17 protein-coding genes are annotated in these 18,769 nt (G+C 46.4%); 11 read left to right on the top strand and 6 right to left on the bottom strand.

Annotated elements, in window-relative coordinates; all coding sequences use genetic code 11:
- Positions 1–41 precede the first annotated feature (41 nt).
- The 6 genes from ACR0QN_RS08560 (at position 42) to ACR0QN_RS08535 (ending at position 5,476) form a co-directional block, all read left to right on the top strand.
- Positions 42–713: a response regulator transcription factor gene (locus ACR0QN_RS08560; protein WP_432650788.1), complete on the top strand. Its 672-nt coding sequence runs from the start codon at positions 42–44 to the stop codon at positions 711–713.
- A gap of 6 nt (positions 714–719) precedes the next feature.
- Complete coding sequence (locus tag ACR0QN_RS08555) at positions 720–1,700, top strand: sensor histidine kinase (protein ID WP_432650787.1); 981 nt, start codon at positions 720–722, stop codon at positions 1,698–1,700.
- 99 nt (positions 1,701–1,799) lie between these two features.
- Positions 1,800–2,561 (top strand): ABC transporter ATP-binding protein, encoded by a 762-nt coding sequence (locus ACR0QN_RS08550; RefSeq protein ID WP_432650786.1) that lies wholly within the window; start codon positions 1,800–1,802, stop codon positions 2,559–2,561.
- Entirely contained in the window at positions 2,561–4,591 is a 2,031-nt protein-coding gene (locus ACR0QN_RS08545; RefSeq protein WP_432650785.1) for an ABC transporter permease, read from the top strand. Before ACR0QN_RS08550 ends, ACR0QN_RS08545 begins: the two co-directional genes overlap by 1 nt.
- A gap of 4 nt (positions 4,592–4,595) precedes the next feature.
- A complete protein-coding gene (locus ACR0QN_RS08540; protein WP_432650784.1) occupies positions 4,596–4,748 on the top strand; it encodes a hypothetical protein in 153 nt (50 codons plus the stop codon).
- The gene (locus tag ACR0QN_RS08535) at positions 4,745–5,476 is read left to right on the top strand and encodes a transglycosylase domain-containing protein (protein ID WP_432650783.1); all 732 of its coding nucleotides are present in this window, start codon (positions 4,745–4,747) and stop codon (positions 5,474–5,476) included. Before ACR0QN_RS08540 ends, ACR0QN_RS08535 begins: the two co-directional genes overlap by 4 nt.
- A gap of 59 nt (positions 5,477–5,535) precedes the next feature.
- Here the strand turns inward: ACR0QN_RS08535 and ACR0QN_RS08530 are convergent, their stop codons facing one another.
- The 4 genes from ACR0QN_RS08530 to ACR0QN_RS08515 all read right to left on the bottom strand — a co-directional run bounded on the left by ACR0QN_RS08530 (position 5,536) and on the right by ACR0QN_RS08515 (position 8,129).
- Positions 5,536–5,730 carry an ABC-2 family transporter protein gene (locus tag ACR0QN_RS08530; RefSeq protein WP_432650816.1) on the bottom strand — a complete coding sequence of 65 codons (195 nt, stop codon included), beginning with the start codon at positions 5,728–5,730 and terminating at the stop codon, positions 5,536–5,538.
- A gap of 62 nt (positions 5,731–5,792) precedes the next feature.
- Complete coding sequence (locus tag ACR0QN_RS08525) at positions 5,793–6,095, bottom strand: LytR/AlgR family response regulator transcription factor (RefSeq protein WP_432650782.1); 303 nt, start codon at positions 6,093–6,095, stop codon at positions 5,793–5,795.
- A gap of 440 nt (positions 6,096–6,535) precedes the next feature.
- Positions 6,536–7,753 carry a tryptophan synthase subunit beta gene (gene trpB / locus ACR0QN_RS08520; protein ID WP_432650781.1) on the bottom strand — a complete coding sequence of 406 codons (1,218 nt, stop codon included), beginning with the start codon at positions 7,751–7,753 and terminating at the stop codon, positions 6,536–6,538.
- A gap of 178 nt (positions 7,754–7,931) precedes the next feature.
- A complete protein-coding gene (locus ACR0QN_RS08515; protein ID WP_432650780.1) occupies positions 7,932–8,129 on the bottom strand; it encodes a hypothetical protein in 198 nt (65 codons plus the stop codon).
- Between the two features lie 271 nt (positions 8,130–8,400).
- Between ACR0QN_RS08515 and ACR0QN_RS08510 the strand changes: the two genes are divergently transcribed.
- Together ACR0QN_RS08510 and ACR0QN_RS08505 are read left to right on the top strand one after the other, a co-directional pair.
- Positions 8,401–9,303, top strand: a complete 903-nt coding sequence (locus tag ACR0QN_RS08510; RefSeq protein ID WP_432650779.1) for a hypothetical protein — start codon at positions 8,401–8,403, stop codon at positions 9,301–9,303.
- A gap of 22 nt (positions 9,304–9,325) precedes the next feature.
- Positions 9,326–9,859: a hypothetical protein gene (locus ACR0QN_RS08505; protein ID WP_432650778.1), complete on the top strand. Its 534-nt coding sequence runs from the start codon at positions 9,326–9,328 to the stop codon at positions 9,857–9,859.
- A gap of 58 nt (positions 9,860–9,917) precedes the next feature.
- Here the strand turns inward: ACR0QN_RS08505 and ACR0QN_RS08500 are convergent, their stop codons facing one another.
- Positions 9,918–12,539 (bottom strand): calcium-translocating P-type ATPase, PMCA-type, encoded by a 2,622-nt coding sequence (locus tag ACR0QN_RS08500; protein ID WP_432650777.1) that lies wholly within the window; start codon positions 12,537–12,539, stop codon positions 9,918–9,920.
- A 266-nt stretch (positions 12,540–12,805) separates the two neighbouring features.
- On the opposite strand from ACR0QN_RS08500, the gene ACR0QN_RS08495 reads away from it, so the two are divergent.
- Both ACR0QN_RS08495 and ACR0QN_RS08490 read left to right on the top strand, forming a co-directional pair.
- The gene (locus ACR0QN_RS08495; protein ID WP_432650776.1) at positions 12,806–13,405 is read left to right on the top strand and encodes a TetR/AcrR family transcriptional regulator; all 600 of its coding nucleotides are present in this window, start codon (positions 12,806–12,808) and stop codon (positions 13,403–13,405) included.
- Between the two features lie 127 nt (positions 13,406–13,532).
- Positions 13,533–14,600: a leucine-rich repeat protein gene (locus tag ACR0QN_RS08490; RefSeq protein ID WP_432650775.1), complete on the top strand. Its 1,068-nt coding sequence runs from the start codon at positions 13,533–13,535 to the stop codon at positions 14,598–14,600.
- A gap of 65 nt (positions 14,601–14,665) precedes the next feature.
- Here the strand turns inward: ACR0QN_RS08490 and ACR0QN_RS08485 are convergent, their stop codons facing one another.
- Positions 14,666–16,300, bottom strand: coding sequence for a class I adenylate-forming enzyme family protein (locus ACR0QN_RS08485; protein WP_432650774.1), 1,635 nt, complete (start codon positions 16,298–16,300; stop codon positions 14,666–14,668).
- 417 nt (positions 16,301–16,717) lie between these two features.
- On the opposite strand from ACR0QN_RS08485, the gene ACR0QN_RS08480 reads away from it, so the two are divergent.
- The gene (locus ACR0QN_RS08480) at positions 16,718–18,253 is read left to right on the top strand and encodes a sodium:solute symporter family protein (protein WP_432650815.1); all 1,536 of its coding nucleotides are present in this window, start codon (positions 16,718–16,720) and stop codon (positions 18,251–18,253) included.
- Positions 18,254–18,769 lie beyond the last annotated feature (516 nt).

Below are 18,769 nucleotides of genomic sequence, written 5' to 3'. Positions count from 1 at the left end.
TGTTCAACTGAGAAAAACTATGCTTCAAAAGGAGACCGACAATGTACAGAATTCTTATAATAGAGGACGACCGCACCATTGCGAACGCTGTAAAAAATCATCTTGAAAAATGGGGCTTTGAAGCTAAATGTGCCGAAAATTTTAAGGATATAATGAGCGAGTTTACCGAGTATTCGCCGCATCTTGTGCTTATGGATATCGGTCTGCCCTTTTACAACGGCTTTTACCATTGCTCGGAAATACGCAGGATATCAAAGGTGCCCGTTGTTTTTCTTTCCTCTGCTTCGGACAATATGAATATCGTAATGGCGATGAATATGGGGGGCGACGACTTTATTGCCAAGCCCTTTGACCTGACTGTGCTTATGGCAAAAATTCAGGCAATTCTGCGGCGAACATACGACTTTGGCTCCGAGACTAATGTCATTACCCATAAGGGTGCAATGCTCAATATTTCCGATGCGACACTCACCTTTAACGGCGAAAAGATCGACCTTACCAAAAACGAGTACCGCATTCTGCTCACCCTGCTTGAAAACAAGGGCAAGGTAGTGAGCAGGGATTTCCTTATGAACAAGCTCTGGGAGACCGACAGCTATGTTGACGAAAACACTCTTACAGTTAATGTATCGAGGCTCAGAAAGAAGCTGGAAAGATCGGGACTTTCGGATCTTATTGAAACAAGATCGGGTATGGGTTATATTGTGGAGTAATGGAAAATGTTTGGTGAATACATAAAAGCTCATAAGAAAAATATTATAGTATGGCTTATCATCTGCGCTTTGTTTGCGCTGGTATTTTCGCTGTACGGACTGCCCCTTTCACCTGTGCTTTACGGCGCATTGCTAAGCGGATTTTTCGGGATCGTTTTTCTTATTATTGACTTTTTTTCCTACCGCCGCATACGCATTATCCTGCAAAGGCTTGCGGAGGAAATTACCCTTTCAGCCGATAATATCCCGCTGCCCCGAAACGGCATTGAGGAGGATTATACAAGGCTTGTTCAGAACCTTTACGATGCGCTCAAAGCTTCGGAAAATGAAGCCGCCGAAAGGCTTTCGGATATGACGGATTATTACACAATGTGGGTGCATCAGATAAAAACGCCCATTGCTGCTATGGGACTTATTCTGCAGGGCGGCGACAGCCCCGAATACAGCGAGCTGTCGGAAAATTTACAGAGGATAGAGCAGTATGCGGATATGGTGCTGTGCTATCTAAGGCTTGACAGCGACAGCAGCGACCTTGTGATAAGAGAATTTGACCTGGACGGAATCGTGAGACAGGCTGTTCGGAAATTTTCCTCTCAGTTTATACGCAGACGGCTAAAGCTTATTTATGAACCCATTGAGAAAACAGTTCTCACCGATGAAAAATGGCTTCTTTTCGTTATCGAGCAGATAATTTCCAATGCTGTGAAATATACTCCCTCCGGGGAAATTGAGATATACTGCCAAGAGCCGCTGACCCTGTGCATAAGAGATACGGGCATTGGCATAGCTCCCGAAGATCTGCCCCGAGTCTTTGAAAAAGGCTACACGGGCTGTAATGGCAGACTTGATAAAAAAGCAAGCGGAATTGGTCTTTACCTTTGCAGGCGCATCTGCGGCAGGCTTGGACATAAGATAAGTGCAGAAAGCAGCACAACGGGAACCATAATAAAGATATCTCTTGAAACACAGAAGATTGAAATTGAATAACCTTACAAAAATGTAAGATTTTCCGGGAAAATGTAAGCCATATCAATGGCGGACATTTTCCCTTTCTGATATAATGATAATCAGAAAGGAATGATGACAATGCCTATTCTTGAGGTAACAAACGTAAAAAAGACATACACCGCACGAATCGGAGCAGCAAAGGTGGAGGCTCTGAAAAATGTGACCTTCACCGCTGAAAAGGGAGAATATATTGCAATAATGGGAGAAAGCGGCTCGGGAAAGACCACTCTTCTCAACATTCTTGCTGCTCTTGACAAACCCACCGGCGGAAAGGTGGTGCTTGACGGCGCAGAGCTTTCAAAGGTAAAGGAACGAGAAGCGGCAAAGTTCAGACGTGATAATCTTGGATTTGTTTTTCAGGAATTCAATCTCCTTGATACATTTACCGTCAGAGATAATATCCTTCTGCCGCTGGTGCTTATGGGAATGAGTTACCCCGAAATGGAGAAAAAGCTGCTGCCTGCCGCAGCAAAGCTGGGTATTTCGGAGCTTCTTGACAAATACCCCTATGAGATATCCGGCGGACAGAAGCAGCGCACAGCAGCCGCAAGAGCAATGATAACCGAGCCTAAGCTTCTCCTTGCGGACGAGCCTACCGGCGCACTTGATTCCAAAGCCTCCGACGAGCTTCTGGCGGTATTTTCAAAGCTGAACGCCGAGGGACAGACTATCCTTATGGTAACACATTCCGTCAAGGCGGCAAGCCACGCAAACAGGGTGCTTTTCATCAAGGACGGCGAAGTGTTCCACCAGATATACAGAGGTAACTGCGGAAACGAGGAGCTTTACAAAAAAATATCCGACACCCTCACTCTTATCGCTTCGGGAGGTGCGGTATAATGAACAAAATGCTGTTATATCCAAAGCTTGCGGTAAACGGCATAAAGAAGAACCGCCGCATATATCTGCCCTATATCCTTACCTGCTCGGGAATGATAATGATGTATTACATCACCTCGTTTCTTTCTATGAGCAGCTTTGTAGCCGATATCAAGGGCGGAGATATAATGCAGATGCTTCTCTTTTTAGGCTGCGGCGTAATGGTGCAATTTTCCGCAATATTTCTTTTTTATACCAACTCCTTTATTATCCGCCGCAGAAAGACCGAGTTCGGACTTTACAACATTCTCGGAATGGATAAGCGGAATATCTCGAGGATACTTTTGTGGGAGACCTTAATTATATACGTGATATCTACTGTTGTGGGAATTTCCTGCGGAATACTTTTTTCAAAGCTTGCTGAGCTTGCACTTACAAAAATGCTGGAGGGAGCGGCTTCATATGCCTTTAATGTTGAGCCGAGATCCATAGTACAAGTTCTCATTTGCTATGCCGGGATCTTTCTGCTGATACTGATAAGCGACTTGTGGCAGATCCGCCTTGCAAATCCGATAGAGCTTATGAAAAGCGAAAATTCCGGTGAAAAGCCCCCGAAGGCAAATTATGTTTTAGCGGTTCTGGGTGCGCTTCTGCTTGGTGTGGCATACTTTTTGGCTGTATATATCAAAGAACCGCTCAGCGCTGTTTTTGTATTTTTCATTGCTGTTCTTATGGTCATTGCTGCGACATATCTGCTTTTTATATCGGGTTCGGTGGCGGTTTGCAGGACTCTTCAGAAAAACAAGAAGTATTACTATAAGACAAACCATTTCATTTCCGTTTCACAGATGGCGTACAGAATGAAGCGAAACGGCGCAGGTCTTGCTTCTATCTGCATTTTGTCCACAATGGTGCTTGTAACGCTGTCCTCCACCATATGCCTTTATATTGGCGAGGAGGACGTGCTGAGACTTCGTTACCCGAGAAATTTCATTCTCGACACATATTCTGTGGAGGAAGAAATGACCTCTCTCACTCATAAGGCGGCGGAGGACGTCCTTGAGGAATTCGGCGAAACACCCGAAAACGTTCTTCACTTTAGTTTTCTTAATATTACGGGAGGCTTTGAGGGCGACAGAGTTATCTGTGACCCCGACAGGGCAAACGAGCTTTCAAATTCGCTTAATGCCGATATCCGTCAGATATATTTCGTGAGCCTTTCGGATTACAACAGCATTATGGGTAAGAATGAGACCCTGTCTGACGGCGAGACTATAATTTATACGGTAAACGGCGATTATAACTATAACTCTATCACTCTTGACGAGTTCGGTACATTTGAGATAAAAGCAAAGGCAGAGGATTTTGTAACAAACGGAGCAGCCGCAGTTAATGTAGTTCCCTCGGTATTCCTTTTTGTAAAGGACGAAGCGGTGATAGAGGAGCTGTATGAGCTTCAGCTTGGTATCTACGGCGCTGCTCATTCGGGTATGCACGATTATTACGCCTTTGACCTTGACTGTGACGAGGATAAGCAGATCGAGATAAATTCGGAAATGCTTCAGAATATCCTGCAGCTTACAGATGAACACCCAGATGACTGGAACGGCGTTTCCCTTGACTGTGCCGCAAATGATAAAGCAGAGTTTTACGCTATGTACGGCGGACTGTTCTTCCTTGGTATCCTGCTTGGCTCGGTATTTATTGCCGCAGCTGTGCTGATAATGTATTACAAGCAGATATCCGAGGGCTTTGAGGACAAGGCAAAATTTGAGATACTCCAGAAGGTGGGAATGACAAAGACCGAGATACGAAAGAGCATAAATTCTCAGGTGCTGACAATATTCTTTGCTCCCCTTGCCGCAGCAGGCGTTCATATGGCGTTTGCCTTCGGTATAATCTCAAGGCTGCTCACGCTGTTCGGACTGACAGACGCAGGACTTTTTGCAGTCGTGACCTTATGCTGCTTTATGCTGTTCGGAATTTTGTACACAGCAGTTTATCTTATCACATCGGGCAGCTATTACAAGATAGTAAGCGGCAGGGAATAAGGCTATGGAAAGATTTTTATGCGATATTATTCGCTTTGTCGGTCTGGGACTGATCGCAGCTTTGATGATACCTGCGGCAATGCTTATTTCGGCTATCAGATTTATATTTGACATTTCGGACAGTATTTCCGAAAAAATATATCGGAGGAATAAATGAAGAAAATGTTCAAAGGAATAAAACGGCTGCTGTTTGTAACTGTATCGGCTGTGCTGTTTGCTGCACTTGCGGCATCGGGATATTATGCTTATCTCGGATATGAGATGTACAGCAGCGCCTTGGAAGAAAAGAGCATTTCCGAAATGGCGGCGGACATAAAAAGCCGCTGCCGTTTCGCAGAATACAAAGAGCTGCCCACATTCTATGTAAATGCGGTCATTGCTTCGGAGGATAAAAATTTTTTCGAGCATAAGGGTATTGATGTTTTTGCCATATGCAGGGCAGTTCTGCACGATATAAAGGTCAAGGCTCCCGAGCAGGGCGGCAGCACCATTACCCAGCAGCTTGCCAAAAACGAATACTTTACTCAGGAAAAAAGACTTGAGCGGAAATTTGCGGAAATGTTTATGGCGTTTAAGATGGAAGATGAGCTTTCCAAGGAAGAAATTTTTGAGCTGTACATAAACAGCATTTATTTCGGAAGCGGATATTACGGTCTTGACTCGGCAGCACAGGGATATTTCGGAAAGGATATCCCGGAGCTTTCTGAGTATGAATGTGCAATGCTGGCAGGGCTGCCAAATGCTCCAAGCGCATATTCTCCCGACGCTCCTCCCGAGCTTGCAAGGGAGCGTACCGAAAAAGTGCTTGAAAATATGGTCAGAGCGGATTATATCACTAAGGAGCAGGCGGATAGGCTTACAGAAAATGTTTCAGAACCATTTTGATTTTGATTAGGATAAAAAAGTAAAAAATTATACATTGCTTAATGCTGACATATCAGAGATCAATTTCCCGAACTCTTATAAAACCTTATGCTGTACCGCCAGAACAGATACGCAGTCAGGTACATCACAATTCCCACAGCAGGAGTCAGATACATAAATATCTGGGGGTATCCCGTCATATCGTCCTTTCTGAGGAGATACCGGGCAGGAAAATAATTCACAAAAGCAAATGGCATTACATATATCATAAATATTTGTAAGATGATTTTTCATATCGTGCTTTATTCGGCGGACATTTTCGTGGAGAGTGCGTATCTCATCGTCCTGCTTTTGTATATTTTCGGCGGAGGCTGTCGTAAACAAGCTCATCGTGGCTCGTTACAAATACAAGCAGGGGTCTATTGGCAAGTGCGGTGAGCCGTGCCGCAATATCCGGTCCGCTGATCTCAGGCATATCAATATCCAGCAGGAGAATGTCGCAGTTATTTTCCGCAATTGCTTCAAGCAAAGCTTTTCCGTTTGTATATTCCGAAACAGCCGCTTCGGGAAAAAATAAGTTGACTTTTGATGATATGTCCGACAATATTTTAGGCTCGTCATCACAGATGAATATTTTCATAGTTGTTATTTCCCTTTATATTATTGGTCACAATTTTCATTAACTAATCTTTCCTCAACATCGGCACGATCAAGCTACGCAAGAGCAATATCCTCCAACCGTCACGGCTGTTTATGTCATAGACACAAAACCCGTATCAAGATGAATTTTGCAGGCAAGACAGTTCTCAAAGCAGCGTATCTTCATATCAATTTTCTACAATAAATGATAACATAAAAATCATCATATTGTAATCCTGAAAACGATATTTTCATAGGCTGGGATACAATCTGATCTATAGCCGTATATTCTGCGGACAGCGAGTATCGTGCGGCAGATCAATTTGCCTTATAATATTTTCGAAGTGAATAGGGCGCTGTCCTTACTCAAATCCTGCACCGAAAAAAGCAAAGCCGCTTCCGGCATTATACCGGAGCGGCTTTCTGAGTGGGGAACTGTTCTTATCTTATGCCGTATTTTTCAATGATATAATCCATATCCTTGTCGCCTCTGCCCGAGAGGTTGATGAGGATAGAACCCTTTTCCATCTTCTTTGCAAGCTTCATTGCATATGCAACGGCGTGGGAGCTTTCAATGGCAGGGATAATTCCCTCCATTCTCGAAAGGGTGAAGAATGCGTCAATGGTCTCCTCGTCGTTTACCACATCATACTTTACTCTGCCGAGATCGTGGAGGAATGCGTGCTCGGGACCCGAAGAAGGATAGTCAAGTCCGCTGGCAACGGAGTAAACGGGAGCAGGCTCGCCGTTCTCGTCCTTGAGCATAATGCTGTTAAAGCCGTGCATTACGCCCTCTTCGCCGTAGGTAAGGCTTGCGGCGTGGTCGCCAAGAGCGGTGCCTCTGCCCAGAGGTTCAACGCCGTAAATTTCAACAGGGTCATTTAAAAAGCCCGAGAACATTCCCATTGCATTTGAGCCGCCGCCTACGCAGGCAACGACAGCGTCGGGCAGTTCTCCCGTCATTTCAATAAACTGCTCTCTCGCTTCAATTCCAACCACGCTCTGGAAATCCCTTACCATCATAGGGAAGGGGTGAGGACCTACAACTGAGCCTATGCAGTAAATGCAGTCCTTGTATTCCTTTGAATATGCGGCAAATGCTGCGTCAACGGCTTCCTTGAGGGTGGCAAGACCGTCTGTGACTTCAATAACGTTAGCGCCGAGAATTTTCATTCTTGCAACATTTGGAGCCTGCTTCTTGATGTCCACAGCGCCCATATAGATGTCGCACTCAAGTCCGAAATATGCGGCGGCGGTGGCAAGTGCAACGCCGTGCTGACCTGCGCCTGTTTCGGCAATGACCTTTTTCTTGCCCATATATTTTGCAAGGAGAGCTTCGCCCATACAATGGTTCAGCTTGTGAGCGCCTGTGTGGTTAAGGTCCTCACGCTTTACATAAAGCTGAACATTTCCCAGACTGTTTGAAAGGCGCTCAAGGTAGGAAACGGGGGTAGGTCTGCCCTGAAATTCCTTTCTTATCCTGCGAAGCTCGCCGATGAATTTGCTGGATTTGCAGATGGTGAAATAGGCTTCGGTGATCTCGTCCATAGCTTTTTTCAGCTCGTCGGGGATATATGCTCCGCCGTATTTGCCGAAATAGCCCTTGCTGTCGGGGTAGTTCTTGAAGTAGGTGTCGAATTCTGTTCCGTTGAAGTTCATAGCTTTTTCCTCCGTTTGATGTTTTTTGTTGTGAGCCTGATTTTCCGTCAGAAAACAAAAACGCCCCTGACAGAAAATTACTTTCTGTCAAGGACGAATAAATCCGGTTTATCCGTGGTGCCACCTTGATTCGCAGCCTTGCTGCGCTCTTAGCAGGATACTGACATATCCCCGGCAACTAACGTATGCCCACACGTCTGCGAATACTCTGACATTTTCCTGCCATTTCCTCGAAGCCCTCGGCGGTCCATTTGACAAGCTGTATCCTGCCCGGTTCCCAGCCTCCCGAGCTCTCTGTAAGGTCATACCTGCCGTTATCTCCGCTTCTGCGGTTTGGGGTATTTGATTTATTTAAGTATATCACGATAATTAACATTTGTCAAGGGATTTTTAAATTTTTTTGTAAGCAGCTTTGCTGTAACGATATTTATACAGGTCATAGTTTATAATGATATTATAAAAGGAATATTTTTTTAGGAAGGAGCGGTTTTATGTACTATGCGGCAGCAGATGTGGAATGGGCGGGCTAAAGCAAAAAGCCTGTTCAGCTTGGGGCAATTCTTCTCGACGACGAAGGCAGGGAGCTTTCAAGGCTTTATCGTGTCATACGTCCGCCCTCGGGGACGGAGTGGAGAGACATAGAATTTATGGGGATATCGGAAGATGAGCTTCGGGGTGCGGTACCTATTGCGGCGGCGGTAAAGGAATTTTTCAAATTCATAGGTAAATGCAGGCAGGTGTATGTGTGGGGAGAGGAGTCAAAGGAGCTTCTTTACAGACTGAAAGACCGCTTCTGTCCCGGATATGAGGTGAGCATCATCGTTCTTCAGGGCAGGGAAGATGTGGGAAATTCCTCATTCAAAAAGACCTGCGAAAAGCTTGGCATACAGCTCGGCAAGCCCCTTCATCACTCAATGAACGACTGTGAATACATAAGGAAAATGATCGGACGGCTGCATCAGACGAAAAAGACAGCGGACAAGGTGCAGAATGAGGCGCCCCGTCTCAAATATGTCAAACGTGAGAAAATCAAAGCGTCTGTAGAGGACAGCGCATTTCTTGCGGTAAAGGGCAGGACTGTTTTTCACCGCCCCGAATGCAGATTTGTTGCGGGACGAGCTGCCGATGAGCTTACGGGCTATTACGATCATCTCCACGCAAAAATGTCGGGGCTTACTCCCTGCAAATGCTGCCGTCCCGAAAAGGAAAAGCCAAAGTATTCTCAGTCTAAGCCCAAGTCCCCTCAGGCTCAGTTAAAGCCCGATAAATGGGATACGGACAATATCAGGCAGTACTGCGAGAGCCTTGAACTTAAATGTCAGGTATATGATAAGATAATTTACATATTTACGGGTGCGGCGGAGTGGTATTTCAAGCGAAACTCGGACAAGATAGTTCTCCACCACGAAAACTGGCTTCGCAAGAAAAATTACGCCAAATGGGAGGACGGTTTTCACGTGCAGGAGAAGAGATTTACCGACCCAAAGGAAGCGATATATTACATTTATTGTCACGACAAGAAATTTATGAGGAAAAAGTGCGGGGTATGATTTTGGAGAGGAGAAAAATGCTATGGACGAACAAAAAAATTTACAAAGGGAAGTCTCCGAAAAGTATTCATTCTATGCGGTAAAAAACAGAGCGGTTTTTCACCGCCCCGGGTGCAGATTTATTTCCGACAAATCTGCAAACGAACTGGTGGGGCTGTTTGATTACGATGAGGGGCGAATGATGGGTATGACGCCCTGCAACTGCTGCGCTCCTCAGAGGGAAAAGCAGCGAGGTGACTGCGGCTGGGACACAAGCGCCATTGAAAGCCTGTGCGAAAGGCTGGGTTTCGGCTGCAGGGCAGGCAAAAAGGTTGTGAGCATTACAACGGGTGCGGGGGAGTGGCGGTTTTACCGCAGCGAGGAAAATATCGTGCTCCACCACGAGGGCTGGCTTTACAAAAACAGGAAATACGGCAAGCGGGCAGGCTTTGAGATACGTGACAAGGTCTTTTCCGAGCCGCTTGAGGCTGTGTTTTACATTTATTGTCACGATAAGAGGTATATGGGAAAGAGAAAAGGTTTGTCATTTGCAGTTCTGAACGAAAATATAACATAAAAAATCCCCTGCTTCTCCAAACAGGAAAAGCAGGGGATAATTTAATGTTCTGTCAAACTCATTCGCCCTTTGTTACAGCCTTGCGTATCATATTGATGGGAATTACCATAAATGCAAGTGCGATGCATACGAGCCATGTGAGGGGGTTAAGAGCCTCAACGCTCAGCACTTCGCCGCCGAAGGTGACAAAGATGAACTGGAGGAGGAAGATAGACAGCATTACATAGATGAAATTCTTGTTTCTGCCAAGTCCCTCAAAGGGGTTCATATGAGAGGTACGTGCATTGAAGCCGTTGAAGGTTATTGCCATCATAAAGGTTGCGAATACTGCGGACTTGAGGTAGGTGTCGTCCACGCCGCCGAAGAGGGTACGGAATGCGGGAACAAATCTTATGCTGAGACATACTGCTGTGATGTAAAGTGCGGAAATGATGATCTCTATCATCATATTTTTGCTTACGATGCTTGCGGAACGGGGAACGGGCTGCTCCTTCATATATTCCTTGAGCGCAGGCTCGCTGCCGAATGCAATAGCCGCAAGGGTGTCCATTGCAAGGTTTACGAGAAGCAGCTGGATTACGGTCATCATCACGTTTTCACCCATAAGAGGACCTATGAAGCAGGTGAGAACGGCTGCCACGTTTACGGTGAGCTGGAAGATAAGGAACTTGCGTATGCTCTTGAACATTGTTCTGCCGTAAAGGATAGCCTTTTCAATGGAGGAGAAGTTGTCGTCGAGGATAGTGATGTCTCCCGCTTCCTTTGCCACTTCTGTACCGCTGCCCATTGCAAAGCCAACGTCTGCTTTCTTTAGGGCAGGGGAGTCGTTTACGCCGTCGCCTGTCATACCTACAACAAGGTTAAGCTCCTGTGCGGCTCTTACAAGGCGGCTCTTGTCGGTGGGGAGCGCTCTGGAAACTACTCTCAGGTTAGGAAGAAGTGCCTTCAGCTCGTCATCGGTCTTTTCGGCAAGCTCTGCGCTGGTGAGAGCAATGTCGGTGTCGGAGGTAAGAAGTCCCGCTTCCTTGGCAATGGCTACGGCGGTTTCCTTTCTGTCGCCTGTTACCATAACCACCTGAATGCCTGCGTTCTGTACTTCCTTGATAGCGTCAACGGCTTCCTTACGCACGTTGTCACGAATGCTGAGGAGACATACGAGTGTTACGGTTCCCTCGTCGGACTCGCCGTTTTTCTTTGCAACGCCCAAAAGTCTCATTGACCTTGATGCCTGTGTGTCGATATAGTCCATAAGGGCTTTCTTGTCCGAAAGGGGCTTTACCTCGCCCTTTTCGTCAACGTAGGAGTCACATCTTTCAAGAAGTCTCTCGGGTGCGCCCTTGATGTATGTAACTGCATTTCCGTTTTCGGAAACTGTTACGCTGGAACATTTCTTGTTGGAGTCGAATGCGCTGAAACTTAAAACATTGTCCTTGGTAATGCTCTCAGCCTTTCCTGCCTCCATAAGATAGGTCATAAGGGCACGGTCGGTGCTGTTTCCGCCTATTACCTTGCCGTCAGCGGCAGATGCGCTGTTGTTCACGCCTGCGCCGATGATGATGTCATTTGCAAGGGGAGCGGGTATCTTGTCAAAGCTGTCATAAAGGCTGCCGTCTCCCGAGGAAAGCTCAACTACGGAAAGCTTGCCTTCGGTGATGGTGCCTGTCTTGTCGCTGAAAAGAATGCTGAGGCTTCCTGCGGTCTCAAGACCGTTTATCTTTCTTACAAGGACGTTATCCTTTGCCATTCTGAGGCTCTGGAAGGAGAGGAGAATGGAGGTGAGCATAGGAAGTCCCTCGGGAACTGCACATACGATAATTGTTACGGCTACGGTAACTGCGTCCATAATAAGGCGTACCCAGCCGAAGAAGTCCTGAGGTATCTCGCCTGTGATAAGTGTCTTTGCCATAATGCCCACAACGATGCATATAGCGCCCACATAGCCGAAGGTGGATATCTGCTTTGCAAGGTGGCTGAGCTTTACCTGGAGAGGAGTTTCTCTTGTGTCCTCCTGGACCTCAAGAGCAAGCTCACCGAAGAGGGTCTTGTCGCCTACCACCTTGATCTCCATATAGCCCTCGCCGCCGCAGACAACTGTGCCTCGGTATGCGTAGTGCTTATTCAGAAGATCCTTGGTATCATAGCCCTCGCCGCTTTCATCGGGGAGCTTTTCGGCTTCTTCGGTCTCACCGTTAAGGGCAGCCTGATCGACCTTTATAGCGCCCATTACAAGCTCGCCGTCGGCAGGAAGCTTGTCGCCTGCCTGGAGATATACGATATCGCCTACAACAACGTCGCTTACGTGTATCTCGGTAAGCTTTCCGTCACGAATGACCTTGGCGGTCTCTTTGGCTTCTTCCTCTGCCTTGAGGGCTGACGCCTTGCCCTCCTGCTTGCTTTCGCTGACTGCGGAAACGCCGTTTGCTATCATAATGGCAACGAGTATTCCCGCAGGCTCGAACCATTCTGCTTGTCCGAGGAAGAAGAGAACTACCTGCACCACAAGGGCCACAAGCAGTATCATTATCATCGGGTCTTTAAATCCCTCAAGAATTTTTTTCCAGAGGGGGTCGGGGGGTATCTGGGTCAGGGTGTTGGCGCCGTTTTTCTTACGGCTTTCCTCTGCTTCGCTCTGAGTCAGTCCCTTGGGGACGGTGCTCAAAGGCTTTTCTTTAACTTGCATACAAAGCGTCCTTTCTTATTCTGACTTTTCGCATTTCGGGAATAGTGCCGATATGCGCTTATTTTGAATTATACTCCAAAAGGAGGAAATTGTCAATAGCAATGGGCGGTATGTTCATTATATTTATGATTATATTTAGGTTAAAATCAGATTAAAATAATAACGGGCTGCGGTTTGATATCCCTTTCGCTCCTGCTTGACAAATTATCCCAATATGGTATAATAGTATAATAGATGTGAAAATATTTATGAAATGAGATGCCCTGATGGGGAGAAACGTGCGTATACCAAAGGAAAAGCTTTTGCAGACCGGTCTTAAAATGCTTATAAAGGACGGTTATTCTTCCATTAACATAACTACTCTTGCAAGGGAGGCAGGCTGCTCCACTCAGCCTGTGGCGTGGCATTTCGGAAATATGGAAAGTTTCCGCAGCGAGCTTGCGGAGTATGCACTTGACTACGTTAACGGAAAAATGGTGCTGGACTCGGGCGACCCGCTGGCAGATTTCCTTAATATCGGCAGAGTGTATGTTGATATGGCGTTTGATGAGCCTAAGCTTGTACGTTTTTTACAGCTTGACGAGGCAGGGAGACGTTCATCGGAAGGAATTGGATTTGTTTTTGAGGATAAGAAAAATGTACTGCTTGCCGAAAGGCTGGCGGAGAAATTCGGCATAGATGTTCTGACTGCACGAAGCTTTATGCAGTCGGCGGCAATTTATACTCAGGGACTTGTTACCCTCATTTCCTCGGGAGCCGTTAAATGCGAAAGAGACGAGGCTCATAAGCTTCTTGTGGATTTCGGAACAACGCTTCTTATCGGTCTTGGTGTGCCGAAGGACAGAGCGGAGAGGGCGTTTGACTGACAGAGCTTTTTTCTGAATAATTAAATCATGTGATTGAATTGTGCAAGGATGCAAATGGGAACAAATATTTTTACCGATATTACGGAAATAACTATTGCATAGAAAAATAGAAAGGAGTATGATAAAAATGAAAAAATTAAAAAAAGCAGTGATAATATCAATATTGCTCGGTATGTCACTAAGCACAGTCAGTGCTTCGGCGGAAGTAATTCGTGATTTTGAGTATGATCCGGAGAGAGGCTGTCATTACAGTGTGATCTATGACTTGGAATCAGGCGACATACTCATAGATCATACGCCCATATATTTCTATGAACAAGGCTCTGAATCGGAGGTGGGGGACGGCAAATACACGGGCTATGACCTTTATTATGAGGACATTGAAGAGTTTAGTATACCCAATATCCGAAGCTGGTGGTGGTCGGGCAGCAAAAAAAGCGGCTATACCATAGAATGGGTAGGCGATGGTCAAGAATATCTCTATGCGACTATTAAGATACCCGACAGTATTAACGGCGTTGATGTTGTGGATATAGACGGCAGCTGTGATTTTAAGGAGTTCGATGTAAACAGCGAAAATAAGTATCTGAAATGTATTGACAATGTTGTTTTCAGCAAGGACGGTAAACGACTGATAGCTTATGCACAAGACGACAGACGCCGTGAATACACTGTCCCGGAGGGAACGGAGATCATAGACCGCAACGCAATGTGGAGTTGTCCATATCTGTGTACCGTAACAATACCCGATTCGGTGACAGAGATAAGGAAATCAGCTTTTCTTTTTGATTCTAATCTTACACTTGTAAACTTTTACGATTTCAATGTAAAAATCGACAGAGGGGCATTCAGCGTTCGTGAGACCGAATTGACCAATCCCTTGCTCAAAAGCAGTGTGACCGTTTCGCCCAAATCTAAGGGAAATACTGTTTCATGGGATAAGGTAGCGAATGCGACTTATTATGAAATATATCAGAAGCTAAACAGCGGCGAATACAAGCTGCTGAAAACTACGAAAGCGACTGCCTGCAAGTTTACAACTCTCAAAAGCGGGAAAAAATACACCTTTGCAGTAAAGCCCGTGGCTGTTATTCCTGCGGCGAATTATGACAAGGAAAAGGATGAGGGTGAATATCCCGAAAGCTTTACTATTGAGGGAACGATGTCCGGGGACATTGCGGTTATCGGGAAATAAGTCAATATTTTGTCACAGAAAAAACAGGGTCTGTCCCAAAAACGGGGCAGACCCTGATAATTTTATCAGCTCTGATTTTCCTTTTCGATCATATTGTCGCCGCAGTACATTTTTCTGAGCTTGGGCTTTTCTATCTTGCCTGTGGCGTTTCGGGGAACGGGGGCGAAGATTATCTTCTTGGGACGCTTGTATCTTGGCATACCGAGACAGAACTCATTTATCTCCTCCTCGGTACATTCTGCGCCGTCTTTAAGCTCCACGATCGCCGCCGCTATCTCGCCCAGGCGCTTGTCGGGAAGTCCTATGACAGCAACGTCCTTTATCTTGTCGAACCTGCTCATAAAATTCTCTATCTCAACGGGGTAGAGGTTTTCGCCGCCGCTTATTACCACGTCCTTTTTGCGGTCAACAAGGAAGTAGAAGCCGTCCTCGTCCTGCCTTGCCATATCGCCTGTCCACAGCCAGCCGTCGTGAAGCACTTCTGCGGTCGCCTGGGGGTTATTGTAGTAGCATTTCATAACGCCGGGGCCTTTGACTGCAAGCTCGCCAACCTCGCCCTGCTTGACCTCATTGCCCTGCTCGTCGATTATCTTTACCTGCCAGCCGTAGCCGGGAATGCCGATGGCTCCCACCTTATGTATATTCTCAATTCCCAGATGAACACAGCCGGGTCCTATTGACTCGCTGAGACCGTAATTCGTGTCATACTGATGATTGGGGAAATAGTGCTTCCAGCGGTTGATAAGGCTCTGAGGAACGGGCTGTGCGCCTATGTGCATAAGTCTCCATTGTGAAAGCTCGTAGTCTGCGGGGTTTACCTTGCCCGTATCAATTGCCTCAAGAATATCCAAAGCCCAGGGCACAAGGAGCCACACAATGGTGCATTTCTCCTTTGAAACGGTATCGAGAATTGTCTCGGGGCTTACTCCCTTTAGTAAAACTGCCTTGCTGCCCGAAATAAGGCTGCCGAACCAGTGCATTTTCGCACCCGTATGATAGAGAGGGGGTATGCAGAGAAATACATCGTCCTTTGTCTGATGATGGTGCTGCTGCTCCACTATGCAGGAGTGCATAAGGCTGCGGTGGGTGTGGAGTATTGCCTTGGGAAAGCCTGTAGTTCCCGAGGAGAAGTATATCGCTGCGTCATCGTCGTCGGAGAGGGTAATTCCCGGGGAAACGCTGGCACAGTTTGAGGTGAGCTTGTCATAATCCTCGGCAAAGGAGGGGCAGTCGCCGCCTACATAGAAAAGTATGCGGTTTTTGCTGATGTCCTCGGCAATGGTCTCCACCCTGCCGATAAACTCGGGACCGAACACAAGAACGTCTGCTTCCGCAAGGTCGAGACAGTATTTTATCTCCTCGGAGCTGTAGCGGAAATTCATAGGAACGGCAAGTGCGCCTATTTTCAGTATGCCGAAGTAAATTGGCAGCCACTCAAGGCAGTTCATAAGGAGTATCGCCACCTTGTCGCCCTTTTTCACTCCACGGCTCAGAAGCAGCTGGGCAAAGCGGTTTGCCTTTTCGTTGAACACGTGCCAGGTTATCTCACGGCGGTAGGAGAGGTCGGAGGTGGGCTGGATAAGGTCAAAGTCCTTCCACAGCATACGTCTGGTCTCCTGTATCTGAGGATTTATTTCCACGAGGCATACGTCATTGCCGTATTTGCGTGCGTTTTCTTCGAGTAATTCTGTAATGGGCATTATGTTTTTTCCACCTTTCGGAAATTTTCACGTTTTAAGAGAAAACTTCGGGGGTTTTATGCTTTAAACCCCTGCAATGTAATTAAAATGATACTCCTTATATTGTAATATTTTTCGCCGTCAATTACAAGCCTTTTTTACAGCTTTTTGCATAATATACAATAATTTTGTAAAATTTTAAGCATATCTCACATAATCTTTGCCGCCTTTTAAAAGCTTTTATCGGATATTGCCAAAGGACAGGCACTAAATTGATTATATTGTCTAATTGACAAAACTGCCTCTTTCTGATATAATTATATGGAATTTATTGCTTTAACGCTTATGCGCTTTTGATTGATAAAGTGATAAATAAACAAAATGTGAAAGGGGTATTTTTTAGTGTTATACGTTATTCTGGCGGTATACCTTGCGGTTATGATAGGCATAGGCGTTTACTGCCACAAAAAAACCTCCTCGGTATCGGATTTCGTGCTTGGAGGCAGAAGCGTGGGCGGCTGGATAACCGCTTTCGCATACGGCACATCTTATTTTTCTGCGGTGGTCTTCATCGGCTATGCAGGTCAGTTCGGCTGGAGCTACGGCGTTTCGGCGGCGTGGATAGGTATCGGAAACGCTGTTATCGGCTCAATGCTCGCCTGGATGATACTGGGCAGGCGGACACGTATTATGACAAAGCAGATGGGTGCTTCGACTATGCCCGAATATTTCGAGAAGAGATATAATTCAAAGGGTCTGAAGGTTGTCTCTGCTGTAATAGTTTTCCTCTTCCTTATTCCCTACACCGCTTCGGTGTACAACGGTCTTTCGAGGCTTTTCGGAATGGCATTCAACATTCCCTATTCCGCCTGCATTATCGGTATGGCGGTGCTTACGGCGGTTTATGTAATTCTCGGCGGCTACAAGGCTACGGCAATCAATGACTTTATTCAGGGTATCATTATGCTGGCGGGCATTTCGGCGGTTGTATTCTGTGTTATTTCCAAAAAGGGCGGATTGTCCTCGGCTCTCGGACAGCTGGGTGCTATTTCCGATACGGGAGTTCCCGAAAATACCCTTAATTCCCTTTTCGGTCCCGACCCAATAAACCTTATCGGCGTTGTTATCCTCACATCTCTCGGAACCTGGGGTCTGCCTCAGATGGTGCAGAAATTCTACGCTATCAAGGACGATCAGGCTATCAAGAGAGGAACCATAATCTCCACCATTTTTGCTGTGGTGGTTGCAGGCGGCTCTTATCTGATGGGCGGCTTCGGCAGGCTGTACGGCTCTGCCGATGAGGCTGTGGCTGCCCAGACGGGCAGGACGTTCATTGAAAGGGGCGCAAACGGCAAGCTTATTTATGACTCCATCGTTCCCGCAATGCTCCACGACGCTCTCCCGGAGGTGCTTATCGGAATCGTTGTGGTGCTGGTGCTTTCCGCTTCTATGTCCACCCTTTCCTCGCTGGTGCTCACATCAAGCTCTACTCTCACTATTGACCTTATCAAGCCTGCGGTAAAGGGCGGTATGGACGAAAAGAAACAGGTGCTTACAATGCGTATACTTATCGCTGCTTTCCTTGTTCTCTCCGTTGTAATTGCTCTTAACCCCAACACTTACATAACCACCCTGATGTCTATTTCCTGGGGCGCACTTGCAGGCGCATTCCTGGCTCCCTTTATGTACGGTCTTTTCTCAAAGAAGATAACAAAGGCGGCTGTATGGACAAGCTTTATTACGGGCGTTGGCATTACCGTTATCCATATGTTTATTTTCAGCCTGGGATTTTTCCCCGAGGCTACAAAGGCTGCGGCTTCCTTAAAGCTCAATATGGCTTCGCCTATCAATGCAGGCGCTATTGCTATGATAGTGGGTCTTATCGTTGTTCCTCTTGTAAGCTCCTTTACCAAGGTGAAGGATACGGAATATGTGGACAGACTCTTCGAGGAATGCGGCAAGGAAGCAGGCTGAGGCAGGCTGAGGCAGGCTGAGCCTGCGTGCGCTCGTTCTGTAGTTTGTTTTGGACGTCAGGCAGACGGCTCGGTAACGGCAGGGATATATAGCTGTTTTACCGAAGCTTTGCAGGGGACTGACTATTAACTAATATTACCAATACAAAATCCTTCTCCCATTTGGTCGGGGGAAGGATTTTTTGCAGGCTGATGAGGCAGGCTGAGCCTGCGTGCGCTCGTTCTATAGTTTGTTTGGTCGCAGGCAGACGGCTCGGTAACGATAGTAATATGTGTAATTGTTTCAAAAAACCTTGTAGTGGACGGGAGACCCGTCTGCTACAAGGTTTTGCGGCAATATGTCGGAGTATGTCCGATTTGATTTTAAAGAATAAAGAAAAGGTAACATCTAAAAACCCCTGTACAAAAAAGAAAAAAAGTGGTAAAATAGAGATATGAAAATAAGACAGATAGGGTTCTTTGATGAGGAGAACCGATACAAGAAATTAACAGAATTAGGCGATCCGCTGGAGAAACT

Source organism: Huintestinicola sp., assembly GCF_050874005.1.
Lineage (GTDB): Bacteria > Bacillota > Clostridia > Oscillospirales > Ruminococcaceae > Huintestinicola.
The sequence above is the reverse complement of the archived record's forward strand: the minus strand, read 5'-3'. Positions and strand labels throughout refer to the sequence as shown.

Coding starts and splice junctions, on each gene's coding strand:
- ACR0QN_RS08485 (WP_432650774.1), bottom strand. CDS start 16,300: ATGCCCATTACAGAATTACTCGAAGAAAACGCACGCAAATACGGCAAT.
- ACR0QN_RS08505 (WP_432650778.1), top strand. CDS start 9,326: ATGGACGAACAAAAAAATTTACAAAGGGAAGTCTCCGAAAAGTATTCA.
- ACR0QN_RS08535 (WP_432650783.1), top strand. CDS start 4,745: ATGAAGAAAATGTTCAAAGGAATAAAACGGCTGCTGTTTGTAACTGTA.
- ACR0QN_RS08495 (WP_432650776.1), top strand. CDS start 12,806: ATGGGGAGAAACGTGCGTATACCAAAGGAAAAGCTTTTGCAGACCGGT.
- ACR0QN_RS08490 (WP_432650775.1), top strand. CDS start 13,533: ATGAAAAAATTAAAAAAAGCAGTGATAATATCAATATTGCTCGGTATG.
- ACR0QN_RS08545 (WP_432650785.1), top strand. CDS start 2,561: ATGAACAAAATGCTGTTATATCCAAAGCTTGCGGTAAACGGCATAAAG.
- ACR0QN_RS08550 (WP_432650786.1), top strand. CDS start 1,800: ATGCCTATTCTTGAGGTAACAAACGTAAAAAAGACATACACCGCACGA.
- ACR0QN_RS08515 (WP_432650780.1), bottom strand. CDS start 8,129: ATGTTAATTATCGTGATATACTTAAATAAATCAAATACCCCAAACCGC.
- trpB (WP_432650781.1), bottom strand. CDS start 7,753: ATGAACTTCAACGGAACAGAATTCGACACCTACTTCAAGAACTACCCC.
- ACR0QN_RS08500 (WP_432650777.1), bottom strand. CDS start 12,539: ATGCAAGTTAAAGAAAAGCCTTTGAGCACCGTCCCCAAGGGACTGACT.
- ACR0QN_RS08540 (WP_432650784.1), top strand. CDS start 4,596: ATGGAAAGATTTTTATGCGATATTATTCGCTTTGTCGGTCTGGGACTG.
- ACR0QN_RS08560 (WP_432650788.1), top strand. CDS start 42: ATGTACAGAATTCTTATAATAGAGGACGACCGCACCATTGCGAACGCT.
- ACR0QN_RS08555 (WP_432650787.1), top strand. CDS start 720: ATGTTTGGTGAATACATAAAAGCTCATAAGAAAAATATTATAGTATGG.
- ACR0QN_RS08510 (WP_432650779.1), top strand. CDS start 8,401: ATGGGGATATCGGAAGATGAGCTTCGGGGTGCGGTACCTATTGCGGCG.
- ACR0QN_RS08480 (WP_432650815.1), top strand. CDS start 16,718: ATGATAGGCATAGGCGTTTACTGCCACAAAAAAACCTCCTCGGTATCG.
- ACR0QN_RS08525 (WP_432650782.1), bottom strand. CDS start 6,095: ATGAAAATATTCATCTGTGATGACGAGCCTAAAATATTGTCGGACATA.